At 72.8% G+C, this 19,445-nt stretch carries 13 protein-coding genes; 8 read left to right on the forward strand and 5 right to left on the reverse strand.

Features of this window, described 5'->3' with window-relative positions:
• Position 1: 1 nt before the first annotated feature.
• Entirely contained in the window at positions 2-748 is a 747-nt protein-coding gene (locus tag BKA18_RS07265) for a GntR family transcriptional regulator (RefSeq protein WP_366047852.1), read from the forward strand.
• A 504-nt stretch (positions 749-1,252) separates the two neighbouring features.
• Here the strand turns inward: BKA18_RS07265 and BKA18_RS07270 are convergent.
• A complete protein-coding gene (locus tag BKA18_RS07270) occupies positions 1,253-2,644 on the reverse strand; it encodes an MFS transporter (protein WP_366047853.1) in 1,392 nt (463 codons plus the stop codon).
• A gap of 217 nt (positions 2,645-2,861) precedes the next feature.
• Here BKA18_RS07270 and BKA18_RS07275 point away from each other — a divergent pair, with 217 nt between their 5' ends.
• The gene (locus tag BKA18_RS07275) at positions 2,862-4,112 is read left to right on the forward strand and encodes a type ISP restriction/modification enzyme (RefSeq protein WP_366047854.1); all 1,251 of its coding nucleotides are present in this window, start codon (positions 2,862-2,864) and stop codon (positions 4,110-4,112) included.
• Between the two features lie 247 nt (positions 4,113-4,359).
• Here the strand turns inward: BKA18_RS07275 and BKA18_RS07280 are convergent, their stop codons facing one another.
• The 3 genes from BKA18_RS07280 to BKA18_RS07290 form a co-directional block, all read right to left on the reverse strand.
• Positions 4,360-4,623, reverse strand: a complete 264-nt coding sequence (locus tag BKA18_RS07280; protein WP_366047855.1) for a hypothetical protein — start codon at positions 4,621-4,623, stop codon at positions 4,360-4,362.
• 272 nt (positions 4,624-4,895) lie between these two features.
• A complete protein-coding gene (locus BKA18_RS07285; RefSeq protein ID WP_366047856.1) occupies positions 4,896-5,702 on the reverse strand; it encodes an SGNH/GDSL hydrolase family protein in 807 nt (268 codons plus the stop codon).
• Positions 5,703-5,960: 258 nt separating this feature from the next.
• On the reverse strand, positions 5,961-6,671 hold the full coding sequence (locus BKA18_RS07290) for a YoaK family protein (RefSeq protein ID WP_366047857.1): 711 nt from the start codon (positions 6,669-6,671) through the stop codon (positions 5,961-5,963).
• Between the two features lie 257 nt (positions 6,672-6,928).
• Between BKA18_RS07290 and BKA18_RS07295 the strand changes: the two genes are divergently transcribed.
• The 5 genes from BKA18_RS07295 (at position 6,929) to BKA18_RS07315 (ending at position 11,811) form a co-directional block, all read left to right on the forward strand.
• Positions 6,929-8,041 carry a DUF5925 domain-containing protein gene (locus tag BKA18_RS07295; RefSeq protein WP_366047858.1) on the forward strand — a complete coding sequence of 371 codons (1,113 nt, stop codon included), beginning with the start codon at positions 6,929-6,931 and terminating at the stop codon, positions 8,039-8,041.
• Positions 8,042-8,123: 82 nt separating this feature from the next.
• Positions 8,124-9,140, forward strand: coding sequence for a DUF5954 family protein (locus BKA18_RS07300; protein ID WP_366047859.1), 1,017 nt, complete (start codon positions 8,124-8,126; stop codon positions 9,138-9,140).
• 175 nt (positions 9,141-9,315) lie between these two features.
• Positions 9,316-10,278, forward strand: coding sequence for a hypothetical protein (locus BKA18_RS07305; protein ID WP_235448599.1), 963 nt, complete (start codon positions 9,316-9,318; stop codon positions 10,276-10,278).
• Between the two features lie 20 nt (positions 10,279-10,298).
• Complete coding sequence (locus BKA18_RS07310; RefSeq protein ID WP_366047860.1) at positions 10,299-10,964, forward strand: hypothetical protein; 666 nt, start codon at positions 10,299-10,301, stop codon at positions 10,962-10,964.
• Entirely contained in the window at positions 10,948-11,811 is an 864-nt protein-coding gene (locus BKA18_RS07315; RefSeq protein ID WP_366047861.1) for an inositol monophosphatase family protein, read from the forward strand. The genes BKA18_RS07310 and BKA18_RS07315 overlap by 17 nt, the downstream gene beginning before the upstream one ends.
• A 51-nt stretch (positions 11,812-11,862) precedes the next feature.
• Here the strand turns inward: BKA18_RS07315 and BKA18_RS07320 are convergent, their stop codons facing one another.
• On the reverse strand, positions 11,863-13,005 hold the full coding sequence (locus BKA18_RS07320) for an ArsB/NhaD family transporter (RefSeq protein WP_078568920.1): 1,143 nt from the start codon (positions 13,003-13,005) through the stop codon (positions 11,863-11,865).
• A 120-nt stretch (positions 13,006-13,125) separates the two neighbouring features.
• On the opposite strand from BKA18_RS07320, the gene BKA18_RS07325 reads away from it, so the two are divergent.
• Positions 13,126-19,098, forward strand: a complete 5,973-nt coding sequence (locus BKA18_RS07325; protein WP_366047862.1) for a WD40 domain-containing protein — start codon at positions 13,126-13,128, stop codon at positions 19,096-19,098.
• The last annotated feature ends 347 nt before the right edge of the window (positions 19,099-19,445 follow it).

Genomic DNA, 19,445 nt, shown 5'->3' on the forward strand with positions numbered 1-19,445 from the left:
CGTGACCACCTTCGCTCCCGACTCGCTCGACCTGAACCGCAAGCTGCCGCTGTGGTACCAGGTCTCGCAGTCGCTGCGCGCCTCCATACTCGGCCGCTCCCCCGAGGCGCCGCTGCGGCTGCCCACCGAGGACGCGCTCGCCGCGCACTACGGCGTGAGCGTGCTGACCATGCGCCAGGCCCTCAAGGAGCTGGAGGCGGAGGGCCTGATCAGCCGGCACCGGCGCCGTGGCACCTTCATCGAACCGAGCGCACAGCGCGGTGCGCCGGTGCGGCTGCTGGGTTCCGTGGACGCGATCGTGGCCCAGCAGTCCGGGATGAGCACCGAGCTGCTGGGCCACGGCCCCACCCCCGTGCCGTCCGAACTGTCCGAATACTTCCCCGGCCTGGCCGAGGTGACGGGCTTCCGCCGGCTGCGCAGCGACGAGGAGACCGGCGAGCCGACCAACCACGCACACAACTACGTACGGCCCGAGGTCGCCGCCCGGATCGACCCCGCGGACCTGACGCGCTGGCCGATGACGAAGGTGCTGCGGGACATGGTGGGCGTACGGATCAGCCGGATCACCGACACCGTGGAGGCGCGGCTGGCCGACCCGGAGACCGCCCGGCTGCTGCAGATCCCGCTCCTCAGCCCGATCCTGCACTACACGGGCGTCACCTACGACGAGGACGGCCGCGCGGTCGATGTGGCCCGGATCCACTACCGGGGCGACCGCTTCTCGTTCACGGTCACGCTGGACGCGTAGGCCTCCCACGTTTTCGGCTTTCCCGCCGTGGGCGTTGCTCGCCGTTGCGCTTTGCGGCGCCGCCGCACGTGGTCGGCTGGCCCGCCGTGGGTGTTGTTCGTCGTTGCGCCTGCGGCGGGCTGGGTGGGTGTCGGGTGCGGTGACGGACCTCCGGAGCCGGTGTGTGGGACTGCTTCGCTTTACGTCCCACACACCGGCCCCTCCGGCCCGTCCCCTCCCGTGAGAGGAGTACGTAACGGTGAGTGGGGGCGGGCCACTCATAACCAGTTCACTGCGACCGACGAGGCGCACCGGACCACCCACAAACACCCCACCGGCCTTTTCCTCCCCCACCCACGGGAGGGGCCGAGCCGCAGGACGAAGTCCGGAGGAGCGGCACCGCACCCGACAACCCACGCCCGCCGCAGGCGCAACGGCGAAAAACCACCACGGCGGGAAAGCCGAAAACGTGCGCCGCGCCGCCAAGCGCAGGCGCAACGGCGGGCCAGCCAAAAACGTGGGAAGTCAGATGCGTTCCAGACTGCGCCCAGTCGTGCGTGGCCCCAGCAGCGCCACGTCCAGGCACAGCAACAACATCAGCCCCGCCGAGCCGGTGAACACCGCGGCCGGCCCGAGGTCGCTGAGCACGCTCAGTGCGACGAACGGCAGGACGACCGAGGTGAGCCGGGACAGCGAGTAGGCGATACCGATCGCGCTGCTGCGCAGACCGGTCGGGAAGAGTTCGGTCTGGTAGACGTGGAAGGCGTTGGAGAAGACGTTGCTGCACACCGTCAGCAGAAAGCCGAAGGTGACGACGGCCCAGGTGGCGGCGGCGAAGCCGAAGGCCAGACCGCAGCCGGCGATGCCGAGCGCCGAGGCGATGATCAGCGTCCGGCGCTCGATCCGGTCGATCAGCGGGATGGACAGCGCGGAGCCGACCGGATAGCCGCAGAAGCTCAGCGCCGCGTACAGCAGCGACTCGGTGACGGTGTGCCCCTTCGCGGTGAGCACCACCGGAGCCAGCGACCCGAAGCCGTAGTAGCCGACGGTCTGCAGCACCTGGAAGAGCCACCACATGACGGTCCGCCGTCGGTAGCAGCCCCGGAACATCTCGGCCAGCGGCACCTTGCGTTCCGGGACGGTCTCCGTCTCGGGTACCGACGGCAGGCTGCCGCCGCTCTCCCGGGCCACCCGCTCCTCCAGCCCCGCCACGATCCGTTCGGCCTCCGCGCCACGCCCCTGCACCGCCAACCACCTTGGGGATTCGGGTAGTTGGCGGCGCATCAGCTGAAGGAACCCGGCGCCCAGCGCACCGGCGACCAGCAGCCAGCGCCAGCCCTCGATGCCGAGCAGCCGGTGCGCGGCCACCAGGTGGGCCCCGAGCAGCGCGGCGACCGGCACGCCGACGAAGCCGACGGTGTACGCCCAGGCGATGGAGCGCCCGCGCACCGCCCGGGGCAAGAACTCGGCGAGATAGGTGTCCACCAGCACGAGTTCGGCGCCGAGCCCGAGCCCGGCCAGAAAGCGCAGCGGAAGCAGCCAGGACAGGTCCGGGGCGCAGGCGCTCAGCAGCGAGAAGAGCGAGTACCCCGCCAGGTTGACCAGGAACATCCGGCGCCGTCCGAAGCGGTCGGCGAGCACCGACAGCACATTCGCGCCGACGAACATCCCGAGGAAACCGGCCGCGATCACCCAGGACTTCGCGGTGGGCCCCAGATGCCACTGCCCGGCGAGCACCGCGGCCAGCACCCCGCCCAGAAAGATCTCGTAGAGGTCGAAGAAGGCGCCGATGCCGACGACGAGGGTGAGGCGGCGGTGCCACCGGGACGGCGGCAGCCGGTCCAGCCGCGCGGCGGCCCGGTGGCCGATGGGGGTGCCCCCGCGCCGTTCAGGCGCGGGGGAGGCGGTGTCCGTCATGGCGCTCCTCCCCTGAGCAGGTCCCGGCGCACCGCACGGAGCCAGGTCCGCACCGTGGCCGGGCGTACGGCGAGGACCGTACTCCGCCAAGATCAGCAAGCGGAAGACCGCGGGGCGGCCCGCCCCGGAGGGGTGGTGTCCCCCGCGGGACGGCACGCCCACCGGGCCCCGTGGTTACCATGCCGGGGTCAACCGAACGGTCCGGGAGGGGCTCCGCGTGACGGCGAAGCAGGACGCGCCACGGCTGTCCGATCTCATGCCGTGGTCCGTGGCGCCGCTGCGGCTCGGCCGTTCCTGGGTGCGCGCGCCGGATCCGGCGACCCTGCGCGCCCGCTGGTCGGCGCTGGTGGAGGCCGGCGACCCGGCGGCCCGCGAGCGGCTGTTCCGGCCGTCGAGGGCCCGCACCCTGCACTCCGCCGTCGGCCAGCTGCCGGGCCAGGCGACTCCGACCGGGCGGCTGCACCGCGCGAGCGGACCCTGCCCCGAGCCGGTGCGTATCCTGCACGGCCCGTTCGACCAGCAGTGGCTGCTGCCCGACCATCGGCTGATCGACGGGGCGCGGCCGGAGCTGTGGCGGGTGGCGGACGAGCGGCAGCTGTTCGTGGTCGAGTGGGCCCAGGTGCCGCAGCTGCCCGGCCCGCCGGTGGTCTGCTCCACGCTGCTGCCCGACGGGCGTTCCCCGGCCGGCCGCCCCGGCCGGATCCGTCCGTTCTACCGTCGGCCCGGAGGCCGGGAGCCCAACCTCGCCCCCGGCCTGCTCCCCCTGCTCGGCCGGCGCCTGGACCGCCCGGTGCACCCCACCGACCTGCTCGCCTGGCTCGCCGCGAGCGCCCGGCACTCCCCCGACGGCTGCACGGTGCCGCTCACCGCCGAACCGGAGATCTGGGAGCGCGGTGTCGCGCTCGGCGGGCGGCTGCTGTGGCTGTGGACCCGGGGCGCCCACCTCGACGGGACCCCGGGCGGGCACCGCGGCGAGCGGCCCCGGATGCCCGGCGGCCGCCGCCCGTACGTCCGTTCCGCGCTCCCCACCCGCGGCCTGCCCCCGTCCCTGGGCTACGACCCCGAGGAGGAGGCGCTGCTGCTCGGCGACGGCCGGATCTCCCCGGTGCCCGCGGGCGCCTGGGACTTCCACGCGGGCGGGACGCGCGTACTGGAGGCGTGGTTCGCCGCGCGCACCGGCACGTCGGCGGACGAGCCCGAGCCCGGTTCGCTGGCGGCGCTGCGCCCCACCAGCTGGCTCCAGGAGTGGACCTCGGAGCTGCTGGAGCTGGTCACCGTACTGGCGCTGCTGGCCGAACTCCGGCCCCAGTGCGCGGAGTTGCAGCAGGCCACGGACGGCGGTCCGCAGCTGGCGGCGGGTGAGCTGCGGGCGGCCGGCATCCTGCCCGCGCCGGTCTTCGCCCACCGTCCGGCCTCCGTGCTCGACCACCACGAGGAGGGCCCGGAGGGGCAGTTCGTGCTGCTGTGAGCGCGGCGCCGCCCGGGGCGCCCACAAGAAACCACCCGTCGCAACGCAACGGGTGGTGGGGAGTCTCCTGCGCCGGCCGGGCGGGGACGGGGCCGGCGAGTGAGCGGCTCACGGCACCTTCGGGGCGAGGGTTCCCGCCCCGGCGAGCACACCGACACGCTGCCGGCGCCCTGGGTCTGACGAGCGATCGGACCGCAGTGCCGCGCCGGGACGGTGTGATCGCCCGAGATGCCGCTTCAGAAGCGGATCAGCCGTGCCCGCCGAACAGCGAGCGCCGCAGCCTGCGCAGCGGCGCGAACAGCGACACCCTGGCACCGCGGCTGTTCCTCGAACGCGCACGATCACGCGTGGTGAGCTCCTGCATCAGCGAGGTCGCGCCCTCCACCTCACGCTGCGGGACGGCGGGACCCCCCAGCACGGCGAAATGGCGGTCGAGGCGCGCACTGGATGCACTACTCCCGCAGTTGATCGCAGGGACTCGCGCCCTGCTACGCACTGTTATCTGTTCCATGACTCTCCCCACCCTACGAGGGCACCCGGCCCGGGCAGGGTAACCCTATCTCTCTCGGAGGACACGCGTGCAGACCGGTCAACGGATTCACCTGCCTCGCTTTGACGTTGACGCACACCATACGGAATGTCACCTACACGGCGTGGACCAGGGCGAGTTGAGCAACTACCGGGCGCCGGCGGAGCCCGGGGGGGGCGCCTGACGGGCCGCCGGGGCGCACAAGGAGAGACCGGGATCTCACTGCCTCTCCCCGGCGCCCGGCGTACGGGTCGTCACGCAGCGGAGGCGAACACCGGGAGATAGCCGCCGGACTGGCCGGCGGCGGTCGGGTGGTAGGACTCCTCGACGGGGAAGGTCACGCTGTGCAACCAGGCGCTGCCGGAGCACAGCTCATGTCCGGAAAACGTGGCATTGACATCGGCGAACGAGAAGCCGTGGTCGGCGGCCCGCTTGGCGGTGACGCCGTTGATGTCGTCGGCCGCGGCGTTGATCGCGGCACGGGACTTCTCGGAGAGACCGGCGATGCAGGTGCCGTTGAGCCGGTAGAAGTGCGGATAGCCCAGGACGACCACACGGGCGGCGGGGGCCTTCTGGGAGATGGCGCTGTACACCCCGTCGAGCCGGCCGGGCAGGGTGTTGTCGATGTAGGTCCGGGCCTGGGCGACCCGGGCCAGACAGGCGCTCTCGCCCTGGAGCGCACAGGTCGTCATGGTGTCGGCGAATCCGGCGTCATTGCCGCCGATGGTGATGCTCACCAGCCCGGTGGTGCTGCTGAGCGGCCCGAGCTGACTGCTGAGAACATCACCCGTTCGGGCGCCGGAGCAGGCCGTGAAACGGAACGAGGAGGGGGAGTGCGCGGCGGCCCAGAGGGCCGGGTAGGACTTGGCGCTGCGCTTGCAGGAGCCGCTGGCACTGTCGTAGCTGCCGGCCCCGACGCCGGAGGAGTAGGAGTCGCCGAGGGCCACATAGCCGGTGGCGGTGGGGAGTTGGGCGGACGCGGCGGCGCTCGCGCCGGTGAGCGCGAGCGCTGAGGTGACGAAGAAGGCGGACGTCAAGGCCGCGAATCGGGACAGTTTCATGGAACCTCCCTTAGCAGGAGCTCTGCCACATCCGTCGTAGCAAGACTCACGGGTAGCCGGAAGTGTCCATGCCAAAACTCATCGGCAGTTCGCGGCAAATCTGCCGATCCGAAGGGATGTTCACCGTTGTTCACCGCCATATCGCCGCTTCGGCGCCCGCTGCCCGACACGTCCATGTCCACCCCGATGGCGGACCGCGGAGAGCGCGACCGCGCACGCGTGCGCGCTCGTCGCCCAGCCGGCGCGACCGACGGCCCGTCAGTCCCCGGTGGCGGTACGGCGGCGGGCGAGGCCGGGCACCAGGAAGGCGGTGGCCGCGACGGTCGCCGCCACCAGCGCGATCACCAGCATCGGACTGGTCCCGAGACCCAGCAGTCCGGCTCCCAGGAGGCCGCCGGCGAACATCGCGCCGACCGACGCCAGCCGACGGCCCGCCAGGTGCCTGCCGTACCCCAGCCGCCTGTCGCGCCCCACCGGTGATCCGCTGACCAGTGCCGTCATCGCCCGGGTCTCCACGGTGGTGGTGAGGTCGGGCGCGGACACCCGCATGGCCGTGACGTTGCGCATGCCCATCGCCATCGCCATCAGACCGATGACGGCATAGCGGCGACCGGGCGGCAGCCCCCGGGCCGGCCCCGACTGCCAGGCCGCCGCGGCGGCAGCGGCCAGCATCACCGCCTCCGTGATCAGCGCAACCGGAAACCACGGGCGCCGGAGGCGGGCCAGCCCCGACTCCACCCGGGCCCCGAGCGCCGCGCCCAGTACGAAGGCACCGATCGACACCACCGTCGCCGCCACCGGCACCCCGCCCTGCCCGGCGATGCCGAAGCCGAGGAAGAGCAGATTGCCGGTCTGGGTGGCGGTGAAGACCTGACCGAGCGCCAGAAAGCTGACGGCGTCGAGCATCCCGGTGACCACGGTCAGACACACCATGATCAACGTCAGGGCGATTCCGCCCGGCGGCTCCACGGACGCGGCTCCTTCCGGCGGTCACTCACCTCGCGGCACGTCCCCCCAGTCTCCGGACGGCCCGCCCGCGGTGTCGCCATTGCGCCGTCCGAGGGCGGCTCACCGGCGGCGCACCGCCGTCCGGTGGCGCCGTCCTCCGGCCGTCTTCGGCCCGTCGCTCACCCCCCGGCTTTCTGCGTAACAGTTCTGTTCTGGTACCGGGAAAACGCCGGGATAATCCGTGTGCGTGCAGGGCCGCCGTGACCGATCATGGCGGGATGTGTGCCGATCACGTCCAGCCGTCCGCCACCGAGGAGTCCCTTCCGCTCCGGCTGACCATGGACGACAGCGATTCGCCCGCCGATGTCGTCGACGCGCTCTTTCTGGGACGGTTCGCCAAGGGGGAACAGCCCTACGCCCGGAGCCGGTCCGTGGACCGGGTGCGTTCCGGGCTGACGCTGCTGCCACCGGGCGCCCGGATCCTGCGCGCGGCGCGGGACGACGACCGCAGCGCCACGCTCGCCGAGGGCGACGGCTACACCGTGCTGGTCTCCCGCTGGAACCGCGGCGGCGATGTGACGGTCACCGCCGTCACCGACGAACTGGCCGAGAAGGTGCTGGCACAGGCCACGGAGGGCGCCGAGGACGAGCCGGCGCCGCAGCCGGAGAACGTTCCCATGGGCTTTTGGTACTTCTCCCCGCGCCGCGGACCGCACCGCACCTCCCGGCAGATCTCGGCCGGCACCTGGGAAGAGATCCGCCCCAACTACACCGCGCCGGTGGCCGAGGCGATGGACCGGCTGATGAAGGTGGCGCCCGAGGAGATCGCCGGCCGGCTGCTGTTGCTGCACGGCCCGCCCGGTACGGGCAAGACCTCCGCGCTGCGCACCCTGGCCCGCTCCTGGCGGGACTGGTGCCAGGTGGACTGCGTACTGGACCCGGAGCGGCTGTTCAACGACGTCGGCTATCTGATGGACATCGCGATCGGCGAGGACGACAGCACCGGCAAGAGCCGCTGGCGGCTGCTGCTCCTGGAGGACTGCGACGAGCTGATCCGCGGCGAGGCCAAGCACGCCGCGGGGCAGGCACTGTCACGGCTGCTCAATCTGACGGACGGGCTGCTGGGCCAGGGCCGTAACGTCCTGGTCGGGGTGACGACCAATGAGGACCTGGAGCGGATGCACCCGGCGGTGATCCGTCCGGGCCGCTGTCTGGCCCGTATCGAGGTCGGCCCGCTGAGCCGCGCGGAAGCGGTGCACTGGCTCGGCACGGACCAGGGCATCGGACGCGAGGGCGCCTCGCTGGCCGAGCTGTATGCGCTGCGCCGCGGCACCCGTCCGGCGTCGGTCCCGGCCCAGGACGCGGGGGCCGACGCGGGGCTCTACCTCTGAGGCCGGGCCGCCACCGCGGCGGGGCCTGATCATTTGCGACGTTCCGCCCCGCCGCCCACTGCCCGCGCACAACAATGCGTACATGGATGATGACTGGAAGCGACAGATCGAGCGGCTGCACGAGGGCTTGGTCCGGCGCGACGATCCGGCCGAGTGGGTGACCGAGGCCGACGCCGTGCAGGCCTCCTACCGTTATCCGCATCTCGTGCTCCGCGGACCGGTCTTCGGTCTCGCCGTACAGGACCCCGGCGCCTCGGCGGACTGGCGGCTGGTGCGGTCCGCGACGAGCGGTACGCCCCAGGAGGCCCGGGACGGCCTGAATTCCCTGCTGTGGTTCCAGGCCAAGGACGACACCGACGACCCCGGCGTCCGGCGGGAATTACTGGCCGCGGTGGCGGTTCTGGAGCGCGAGCCGGTCGACGAGCTCACGGTCCTCGGGGTGCGCTACCGCGTGGTGCGCGGGGAGGAGTTCGCGCGCAGCGGCGAGAGCGGCCTGGAACCGCCGCGCCCCACGGACCCGGAACCCGCCGACCGGTCCTGGGACGGCCGGCACGACACCCCGTCGCCGGACCTGGGCTTCGCCCTCGCCCCCGGCCGGGAGGACGGCCTGATGGCCGGTGCCATGAGGCTGGCGCTGCGGGGGTTCGCCTATACCGGCGCGCGCTTCCCCCCGGAGGTGCGCAAGGACTCCGCCCGGGCACGCACGTCCCATCCGGAGGTCGTCCTCCTTCCCGTCGGCTTCGGCGTGGTGGAACGCAGCGGCCCGGGATGGCAGCCGCAGGGAGCCCTGATGGCGACCCCGCACGAGGCGCGGCGGCAGCTCTACAGCGGGCTGACCGAATTCTGGCCGCTGCTCCACAAGTTCGACGACCGGGAGCGGGAGCAGTACGCGCGGGCCGGCGAGGAGTTCAGGGCCGCGGGCCGCGCCGACGAAGTACGGGTGGCCGACACGCTGTACCGGATCTGCCGTATCGAACGGATGATCAGATGCGGCCCCGACGGCCCGGAGCCGCCCCGCCCCTCGGACCTTGACGACTACGGGCCGACGAAGATGCACCCGAGGATGGACGAGGACGGCACCCTCCACCACGGCGAGTGAGGCGGCCGCGGACCGGTCTCCCGCCGTGGCAGCTGTCCGCTGATCCACCAGCCTCCGCTCCCCGCCCCAACTCCCGTACAGAGGTGGCGCAGAAGATATCGTCGGTGCCGGAATCCCTGGCCGCCGGGCTCGGCTCGCTCCTACGATGCGAGTACCCGGGGGAGAGGTTGTGGGCGTGGCACGCAGGACCGCAGAGACGCGGCGGGGCATCGAGAACTCCGTCGCCTGGACCATCCGCAATCTCGACAGCGTCGTTGCTCTCGGCGCCGCGCTGGTCATCGGTCTGCTGGATGTCTTCGGTGGGGCGATTCAGGACAATGTCACGTCCGGCGCGACCCTGCTGGTGCTGGCCGCGCTGGTCTTCGGGACGCTGACCGAGCGCAGGCGCCGCGTGGCGGACATCCAGGGGGCGATGTCGGCGACGCACCGGGCGCTCGAAGACCTCACCATGGTGCGGTCGTTGACCGGCGCCGAGCTCGAACAGGCCCTGGACCGGGCGCGCCACCACACCGACCGCTGGGTGTTCAAGGGCGGCACCGGAACCTATCTGCGGGCCGTCACCCTGCCGGTCTGCATCCGGGAGGCGCAGCTCCAGCGCCGTTCCCTGACCGTCAAGATCGACATCATCAACCCGGCCGACGAGCAGGCGTGCGCCGCGTACGCGCGCTTCCGGCAGACCTTCGCCCATCGGCTGGACGTCGTCCCGCCGGACAGCTGGAGCGCCGACCGGACCCGCAAGGAGTCGTTCGCCACCGTGCTCGCGGCCTGCTGGCACCGGCAGCGGCTCGACACCCTGGAGATCGATGTGCATCTCTCGTCGGTCGTGCCCACCCTGCGCTTCGACCTCTCGGCCTCCTGCTTGATCATCACTCAGGACGACCCCCGGCGGGTCAACCTCCTCGTGGAACGCGACCGGCCGCTCTACGACTACTACGTCACCGAACTCCACCAGAGCCGGGAACAGGCCGTCGCGCTCGACCTGCGACGCACCGTGCCGCTGAGCGAGGAGCCGACGGTCGACGAGACCCACCGGCTCTTCGAGGGGCTCGGCCTCCCGCTCCCCACGACCTTCACCGACAGAGACGTCAGCGAGGTCATCGACAAGGCGCTGCACGCGGAGAATCCGTACCGGAGGTGAGCGGCCGAGTGCACAGCCCCATGGATCACCGACAGCTCGAAGTGGCCATGAGCCGGCCCGGCGCGGCCACGGAGATCTTCGAGACGGCCGCCTCGGTCCTGGAAGAGATCGCCTCCGGCCGCCGCGGACTGCACGCCGTGCGGCATCCGCTCGGCTTCACCTGCTTTCCGGTGGAGCGCGTCGGCGACCGCGGCGTCTGTGTGCATGCCTTCGGCGGCGAGGCGGAGGAGGAGGCGGCGCAGCCGACCACCTCGCCGGTGCACTCGCACAGCTGGGAGCTGACCAGCTGTGTGCTGTACGGGGCGGTGGGCAATCTGCGCGTGCAGGTCGTCGAGCGGCCCGCGGAACCCACCCACCGGGTCTTCGAGGTCCTCAGCCACCCCTCGGGCGTAGATGAAATCCAGCCGACTTCTCGCCTGGTGAGCTGCGAGCCGGGCACCGAACAGACCAGCCTGCGCGGCACGGTCTACACCCTGCCGGCTGGAGAGTTCCACACCACCGTCGTCCCCGAGGGCGGCGTCGCCGCCACGCTGGTGCTCGGCCGGTCTCTGCCCGGGCGCTTCGACCTTTCCCTCGGACCGCTGCACGGCACCGGTCATCAAGTGGTACGACAGGCATGCAACGCCGAAGCGACCGCCCGGACCGCCCGGACCGTCCTCAGGAGGATCCATGACCCCCGCCCCTGACGACCCGTCGGAGCAGTTCGCGGCCGAGCGGGAGCTGGCCGTCTCCGCCGCGCGGGAAGCGGGTGCCCTGCTGCGCTCCCGTTTCCAGGACGACTACCGGGTTCGGGCGAAGGGCGACGACGGAGATGTGGTCACCGAACTCGACGTGCTGGCCGAGGAGTTGATCGTCGGCCGCATCCAGGAGCGCTTTCCGCACGACCGGATCCTCGCCGAGGAGGCCGGGGCGCTGGAAGGCGACCGGACGGCCAACGGCGCCTCCCGCACCTGGCTGATCGACCCGCTAGACGGCAGCAACAACGTCGTCATCGGCCTGCCCGCCTATGTCGTCGGGATCGCCCTGTGCGTCGGCGACACGGCCGCCGTGGGTGTCGTGCACGACCCCGTCACCGACCGGACCTGGACCGCGCTCGCCGGCTGCGGCGCGTACGGGCCCCTGGGCCGGATGACCGGTCCCGGGCGCTCGCTGTCGCCCGCGGGGCCGCTGCTCGCCTGGACCCAGGGGCACGGGGTGGCCCGTGACGATCCGACGGCGGGGGCCCTGAAGGAGGTGCTGGAGGTCCGCTCCCGGCGGCTGCTCCAGCTGTGGGCGCCCCTGCTGACCTGGTCCATGCTCGCCCGCGGTGCGATCGACGGCTTCGTCGGCTACCGCGCGGAGGCCATCGACCTGCCCGCGGGCGCGCTGCTCGCCACGGAAGCGGGCGTGGAGATCCGGGCCCTCGACGGCAGCCCCTTCCGCGGGAACGCCACCGGCCCGGACACCGACCGCAGCTTCGTGGCCGGGCGGCCGGACGACATGCCGTATCTGCTGGATCTGGTCGAGCGGAGCGCGGCGGCCGGCGTCCGCTGAGCGGGGGTCCGAGGGGCTGACGGGGTGGTCCCGCGCCCGTCCGACCGGCGCCTAACCGGCCAGCGCGAGCGCCACGGTGGCGGCCGGCAGGGCCCCGGCGGCGAGCAGCGCTCCGGTGCCCATGAAGCTCTTCAGCGACACCCTGACGCCCTGGGCATGGCAGCGCTCGAACCACAGCAGCGTCGCCAGCGAGGCCCAAGGTGTCACCACCGGGCCGACGTTCGTCCCGATGAGCAGCGCCAGCAGCTGGTCATGGTTGCCCACCGGCACGGCGGACTCCCCGGCCAGGTAGACGGGCAGGTTGTTGAGCACGTTGGACAGCCCGCCACCGACGGCCGCGGCGCGGAGCATGCCGAGCAGCCCGCCGTCCGGGCCGATGGCGGACGCCAGCATCTCGTGCAGCCCGTTCACATTGACCGTCTCGACCACCAGGAACAGCCCCGGCACCAGGACGAGCAGCCGCCACGGTACGAGCGACAGCCGGAGCACGCCCCTCCGGCGGACCGCGAACGCCGCCACCGCCACCCCCGCAGCCGCTGCCGACGCCGCCCACAGCGGGATGTCGGCGAGCAGAATGGCCAGCAGGAAACCGACGCAGGCGAGCCCGCAGACGCGGAAGAGCGTGCGGTCCGCGGGCCGGTGCACCGCCGGCGGCGGGTAGTTCTCCGCGCCGCGCTTGCCGCTGCGCCAGAAGAACAGCCACAGACAGCCCATGCTGACCGCGATGGCCGCCAGCTGGGGCGCCCACATCTTCGCCGCCAGCCCGGCGGGAGTCAGCGCGACGCGGTCCGCCGCCAGCAGGTTCGTCAGGTTCGACACGGGCAGCAGCAGACTCGCCGTATTGGCCAGCCACACCGTCGTCATGGCCAGCGGTACGGGCGCGATGCCCACCCGCGAGGCGAGGGCCAGCATGACGGGGGTGAGCAGCACCGCCGTCGTGTCGAGGTTGAGCGTGATCGTGGTGAGCGAGGCGAAGGCCACGCACAGTACGAACAGCGCGGCGTAACTGCCCCGCCCGGCGCGCGCCACTCCGGAGGCGACCACGTCGAACACCTCGGCCGCGCTGGTCAGTTCGGCGAGGACGATCACCGTCCCGAGGAAGGCGAGCAGCGGGGCGATGCGGAGCATGGCGTCCCCGGCGGGTTCGGCCGGAAGGAGTCCGGTGGCAAGACACAGCAGGCCGCAGGCGAGCATCCCCCCGGCCAGCCAGTCGAGCACATGCAGACGTTTTATGGCGGCACGCACCCGCAAAGCATGGCACACCATTTGTGCGAACACGGTGTCCGCCGACGGTCGGCTCCCTAGGATGGCGTCATGGTCGGGCGTCAGGAACTTACGGGGGAAACACAGCTGTTGGACTTCTTCATCAGCTATTCACCAGCCGACGAACGATGGGCTTCCTGGATCGCCTGGACGCTGGAGGAGGCCGGTTACCGTACCGTCCTGCAAGCCTGGGATTTCGTGGCCGGCACGAATTTCGTCGACTTCATGGACCGCGGTGTCAGCGAGTCCGCCGCCGTCATCGCCGTCCTCTCCCGGAACTACGAGCGCTCCCGGTACGGGCGGATGGAGTGGCAGGCCGCCTTACGTGCCGACCCCGACGCCCCGGAGCGCAGGCTGATCACCGTCCGCACCGAGGACATTCCGGTCGAGGGTCTGCTCGCCACCATCACCTATGTCGATCTGGTGGGGGTCAGTGACACCGCGGCCGCCCGCGACCTGCTGCTCACCCGCGTCGGCCAGGCGCTGGTGGGCCGGGCCCGGCCCACCGCGCGCCCCGGCTTCCCCGGCGGACCGCCCGGTGCCCCCACCGCCGTACCGAGCATCCCGCGGCCGGCCGGGCCCTCCCCGGACCGGCCGCTCGGCCAGCCGGGCTGGGCGGGGCGCCGGCGGCCGGCGGTCCCGCCGCGCTACCCGCAGGCCGCGGAGTCGAGCCCGTCCAGAGAAGCCGTCTCGGTGCTCCACCTCGCCGGGCCGTGCTTCGGCCGCGGCGCCGAACCGGCCGCGCTGCAGGCGGCCATCTGGGGCGACCTCGTCGAACTCGCCGATGCCGGGGCGCCCGACCCCGACCTCCTGGTCGTCACCGGCGACCTCACGGCGTCCGGCAGTCCCCGGGAGTGCGAACAGGCCCTCAGCTTCCTGACCGGACTGCGGTCGCGGCTCGGCCTCGACCCGGACCGGCTCGCCGTCGTACCCGGCGGGCAGGACGTCAGCCAGGCCGCCTGCCGTGCCTACTTCAGCACCTGCGAAGCCGACGAGATGCAGCCCAGGCCGCCCTACTGGCCCAAGTGGCGGCACTACCACCGGCTGTTCCAGGAGCTCTACCAAGGGCTCGACGTCGTCTTCGACGGCGACCAGCCCTGGAGCCTGTTCCCCATCCCCGACCTGCGGACGGTCGTCGCCGGGCTCAACTCCTCGATGGCGTACAGCCACCGGCCCGACGACCAGTACGGCCTGCTCGGGCCGGAGCAGGCCGCCTGGTTCGCGCAGGCGCTGCGCCCGTACGAGCAGGAGGGGTGGCTGCGGATCGGTGCCCTGCGGCACCCGGTGGGGGCGGACCGGCCGCTCGCCGCCGACGACGGGCCGGCAGCGGATCCGGACCGGAGCCCGCGCCGCGGGGCCGGTCCCGACACCGCATCCGGCGCCGCACCGGTACGCGACGGCGACGTCCTCGCCCGGCTCACCGGCCCGCGTCTGCACCTCCTGCTGCACGGGCCCGCCGGCAACCCCCGGGCCGCGTCGGCCGCGCCCACCGCCGCCGCGCTCCCCCTCGCCGCCGGCGAGCTGCCGGTCTTCGGCGCCGCCGCCCCGGCCCGGCACCAACTGCTCCGGATCACCGACGACGGCGTCACCCGCTGGCCCGAGCGCTCCGACGGACAACCGCGGCGCTTCGCGACCGCATGGCCCGGCGGCCGGCGCGTCTTCGGCGGCCAGGAACCGTCGAACGCCCCGGGTGGCGAGGCGTCCGGCGGGACCGACTCGGCGCTGGTGGCCGACGCCGGCTCCGCGGCCCCCGGGCCGGAGGTCTCCCGTACCGTCGAGGACCCGCTCGACACCCTGATCGCCCGGGTCACCGAGGTCTGCCGTACCCGCCACGAGGGAGCCCAGCTCCGGCGGGTGCCGGGCGACGTGCCGCAACTGCTGGTCACCTGGACGGAATCCGGGTTCGTCCGGCAGCAGCGGGTGGCGGTCTGTGCCGGCACCCCGCAGCCGGAGTTCGTCGACCGTTTCCTCGACCACATCCACGCGTCCGAGTCGGTGCCCGACGCCGAGCTCGTCCACGACGGCCCGCCGCCCGCGCCGGAGCTGCGGGAACGGGCCCGCCGCCGCGGCGTCCGGGTGCGCAGCTTCACCGAGTTCCAGGGGCTGCTGGATCTGCGCGGCTATGTGACCCGCCAGACCGAGCGGCTCAGCAGCGATCTCCAGTACCACCCGAGTCTCTATCTGCCGCAGCGCTACCGCGAGGTCGAGCGCCCCGGCGGAGCGGAGCGCGACGGGCTCGTCCAGGACATGCTGCGGCTGCTCGACGCCGACCACGGCCGCTTCGTCCTGCTCCTCGGCGACTTCGGCCACGGCAAGACCTTCGCCCTGCGCGAGCTGGCCCGCCGCCTCCCCGAGGAACTCCCCCAGACCGTCCCGCTGCTGATCGAGCTGAGCACCCTCGACAAGGCCCACACCATCGACGGCCTGGTGGCGGCCCATCTGGCGAGCCACGGCGTCGACACCATCGATCTGCGGGCCTTCCGCTACATGCTCCGCCAGGGACGCATCGTCCTGCTCTTCGACGGCTTCGACGAACTGGTCAACCAGGTCAGCTACGAACGCGCCGCCGACCACCTGCAGATGCTGCTCGACGCCGCGGTGGACAACGCCAAGATCGTGGTCAGCAGCCGCACCCAGCACTTCCGGTCGCAGGCCCAGGTGCTGACCGCGCTCGGGGAACGCGTCGGGCTGCTGCCGCAGCGCCGGGTCCTGGCCGTCCAGGAGTTCTCACCGCAGCAGATCCGCACCTATCTGGTGAACCGCTACGGCGACGAGCACGCCGCCGACCGCCGGCTCCGGCTGCTCGAAGGCATCCCCGACCTGCTCGCGATGTGCCGCAACCCCCGCCTGCTCAGCTTCGTCGCCGACCTCGACCACGAGCGGCTGCGCGCCGTCGCGGGCGCCGGCCGGGCCCTGAGCCCCGCGGGGCTGTACGAGGAGGTGTTCACCTCCTGGCTGCAGTACGAAGAGCGCCGTGGCCAGGGCGGCCCCGGCAGCACTCCCGGGCTGAGTGAGCGTCAGCTCTGGCGGGGCGTGACGACCCTTGCGCTGCGCCTGTGGGAGAGCGGCCGCAGCGCACTGCGGCTGGACGAACTCAACGACGTGGGCGAGGTGCTGACCGGCCTCGCCGACAGCAGGCTGTCCGTGCCGCAGGCCGCGCACGCCGTCGGGTCGGGCAGTCTGCTGCTGCGTACCGACGACGGCCTGTTCCAGTTCATCCACGGCTCCGTCGTCGAGTGGCTGGTGGCCCGTGAGGCCGCCGCCCAGCTGGGGAACGCGGCCCCCGACGACAGCGGCCTGCTCGCCCGCCGCCCGCTGAGCCAGCTGGCGGTGGAGTTCCTGTGCGACCTCGCCGACCACCGCACCTGCCAGCAGTGGGCCGAACGCGTCCTGGCCGACGGGGGCGACGGGGCGGGCAGCGCGCAGAGCGGCTCCCGGGAGAGCGACGAGGTCGCCCGGGCGAACGCGGTCAAGGTCCTCAGCCGGCTCCGGGTGCCGGCCCATACGGATCTGCGGGGCGCCCTCCTCGCCGGGGAGGACCTCTCCTACCGCGACTTCTCCGGCGTCGACCTCACCCGTGCCGACCTCACCGACGCCGGCCTCGTCGGCGCGGACTTCTCCGGTGCCGTCCTGCGCGACACCTGCCTCGCCGGGGCCCGTCTCGACGAGGCGAAGCTCACCGGGGCGGACCTGCGCGGCGCCGATCTGCGGATGGCCCGGCTGCTCCGCGCCGACCTGCGCGGCGCCCGGGTGGCCGGCAGCCACTGGCACCGGGCCGCCCTCATCAACGCGGTCGCCGACGAGGCCACGCTGAACACACCGGAGCTGCGGGCGGCGGCACTCGCCCCCGGCATGCCCGTCGAGTCCGGCTTCCGGCCGTCCGCGGTCGGCGTGCCGTACGGCTTCGACATGCGCACCAGCCGGCTTCCCGAGCCGGTCTCCTACAGCCCCGACGGCGAACTCCTCGCCGTGGGCAGCGAGGACGGCGGCGTGCTGGTGTGCGACGCCGCCACCGGCACCGCGGTGCGCACGCTCCAGGGGCACACCGGCCGGGTCTACACGGTGAAGTTCCGCGACCGGGTGCTCGCCACCGGCGGCGCGGACGGCACCGTCCGACTGTGGGACCCGGTCGCCGGCACCTGCCTCCACCAGCTGGAGGTGCACCCGGACGGGGTGTGGCCGGTGTCCCTGGACGTGGCCGGGGCGCGGCTGGCGACCGGCGACGCGGAGGGCACCGTCATCGTGTGGGAGGTGGCGACCGGGACGCCGCTGCACCGGCTGTACGGCCACACGGCGCCCGTCTACACCGCGGTGTTCAGCCCCGACGGCCGCACCCTGGTCACCGGCGACGCCGCCGGGTCCGTACGCCTGTGGGACACCGGCTCCGGCCGGCTCCTCGGCACCCTCGACGGCCATCAGGGGCCGGCGTACCGGGCACAGTTCAGCCCGGACGGCACCCTCCTGGCCACCGGTGACATGGGCGAGGACGACCACGGCACGGTGCGCGTCTGGGACGTGGCTGAGCTGCGGCTGCAACACGAGCTCACCGGCCACACGGGCCGGGTCTACACCCTCGACTTCCACCCCGGCGGCAGGCTGCTGGCCAGCGGCGACACCACCGGCCAGGTACGACTGTGGGACCCGGTGACCGGGGCCCCCGCCGGGACGCCGGCCGACCGCGGCGGTCACGTGTACCAGGTGGTGTTCGACCCCGAGGGGACGATGCTGGCCGCGGGCGGCAGCGACGGATCGGTCCGCCTGTGGCGGGTGGCGCAGGGGTCCGCGGGCTGGACGGTGGCCCCGCTGCGGCAGCAGCCCGCGGACCATCAAGGGTCGGTCTGGGCCTGCCGGTTCCGGCCGCGGAGCCGTTTCGGCGCCCGGGAGACCGACCCGATGCTGGTGACCATCGGCAACGAGGGCCTGGTGCGGCTGTGGGACACCTCCACCGGCCAGGGCAGGCGGATCCTCCGCGGCCACGGGCGGCGCGTCGCCAGCCTGGCGTTCAGCCCCGACGGGACGCACTTGGCGGCGTGCGGCAACGACGGCGTGGCCCGGGTGTGGGAATCCGCGACCGGCCGTCGGACAAGAGAGTTCGCCGGCGACCACGACCGCCTGGTCTCGGCGCTGTTCGTCCCCGGCAGCCACCAACTCGCCACCGCCAGCAGCGATGGCGACATCTACCTCTGGGACGCCCTCACCGGTGAGTACCAGCGCGAGATCGACGCCGAGACCGACCATGTGTGGGCCGAGGCGTTCAGCCGCGACGGCAGGATCCTCGCCACCGCGAACGACGACGACACCGTAGCGCTGTGGTACCGCAGCACAGGGGCCCGCGTGACCACGCTCGCCGACCACCGGGGCCGGGTGCGGTCGATCGCGTTCAGCGCGGACGGGGCGGGCCTGGCCACCGGCTGCGACGACCGGTTCGTTCGGCTGTGGGATCTCGCGGACAGCCGCCTCCTCGCCGAACTCGCGGGCCACACCGCGCGGGTGTATGCGGTGGCGTACGGGCCCGGGGACGCCTGGCTGGCGAGCGCGTCGTGGGACGGCGAGGCCATCATCTGGCGGGACGGCGAGCTCCAGCACCGGCTCCGGGGCCACGTCGGCCGCCTGTGGACCGCCGCCGCCCACCCGAGCCGGCCGCTGCTGGCCACGGCGGGCGACGACCGGGTCGTACGCCTCTGGAACCCGCTGGACGGAAGTGAGGCGGCCCGGCTGACCGGCCACACCAGCCGCATCCTCACCGTCGCCTTCAGCCCGGACGGCTCGCTGCTGGCCAGCGGCGGCGAGGACGGCACGGTCCGGCTCTGGAACGTCCCGGCCGACGGCGCGCCGACCCCGCGGGCCACGCTGATCGGCGTGCCGGGGGGCTGGGCCGCGCTGACTCCATCGGGCGGCTACAAGTACGAGGGTGACATCGCGGGCGAGTTCTGGCATGTGGTGGGCATGTGCCGGTTCGAACCCGGCGAACTCGACGAGCACCTTCCCGGCGTGCGGCGCCTTTCGATGGACGACCCGATCTGAGGCGCCGCTCCGTCGCTAGGGCCTGTCCGACGGGTCAGGGTCGGAAAGGCCCTAGGTTGTCCCGTCCCCAGTGGTCTTGGTGACCAGCGCTTGGTGACCCGGTGCCATTCGGCGAATGCACTGAGCCAAATGTTCGGTGCCGAATTTTCAGGGCCGAATCTTCAGCGCCGGAGCCACCCATCGGCGCCGGATCTTCAGGGTCGGATCTTCAGCGCTGGAAGTTCAGCGCCGAATTTTCAGGGCCGGAAGTTCGCAGCCCCGTCTGCCATAATAACAAGATCGGGGAAATGTCGGCCTTGCCGCGAACGCGAGCGCCGCGCACTGGTGGGTCGAGTTCGGTAGGCGGT

This window comes from Streptomyces auratus (genome assembly GCF_050433025.1).
Taxonomy (GTDB): domain Bacteria; phylum Actinomycetota; class Actinomycetes; order Streptomycetales; family Streptomycetaceae; genus Streptomyces; species Streptomyces sioyaensis.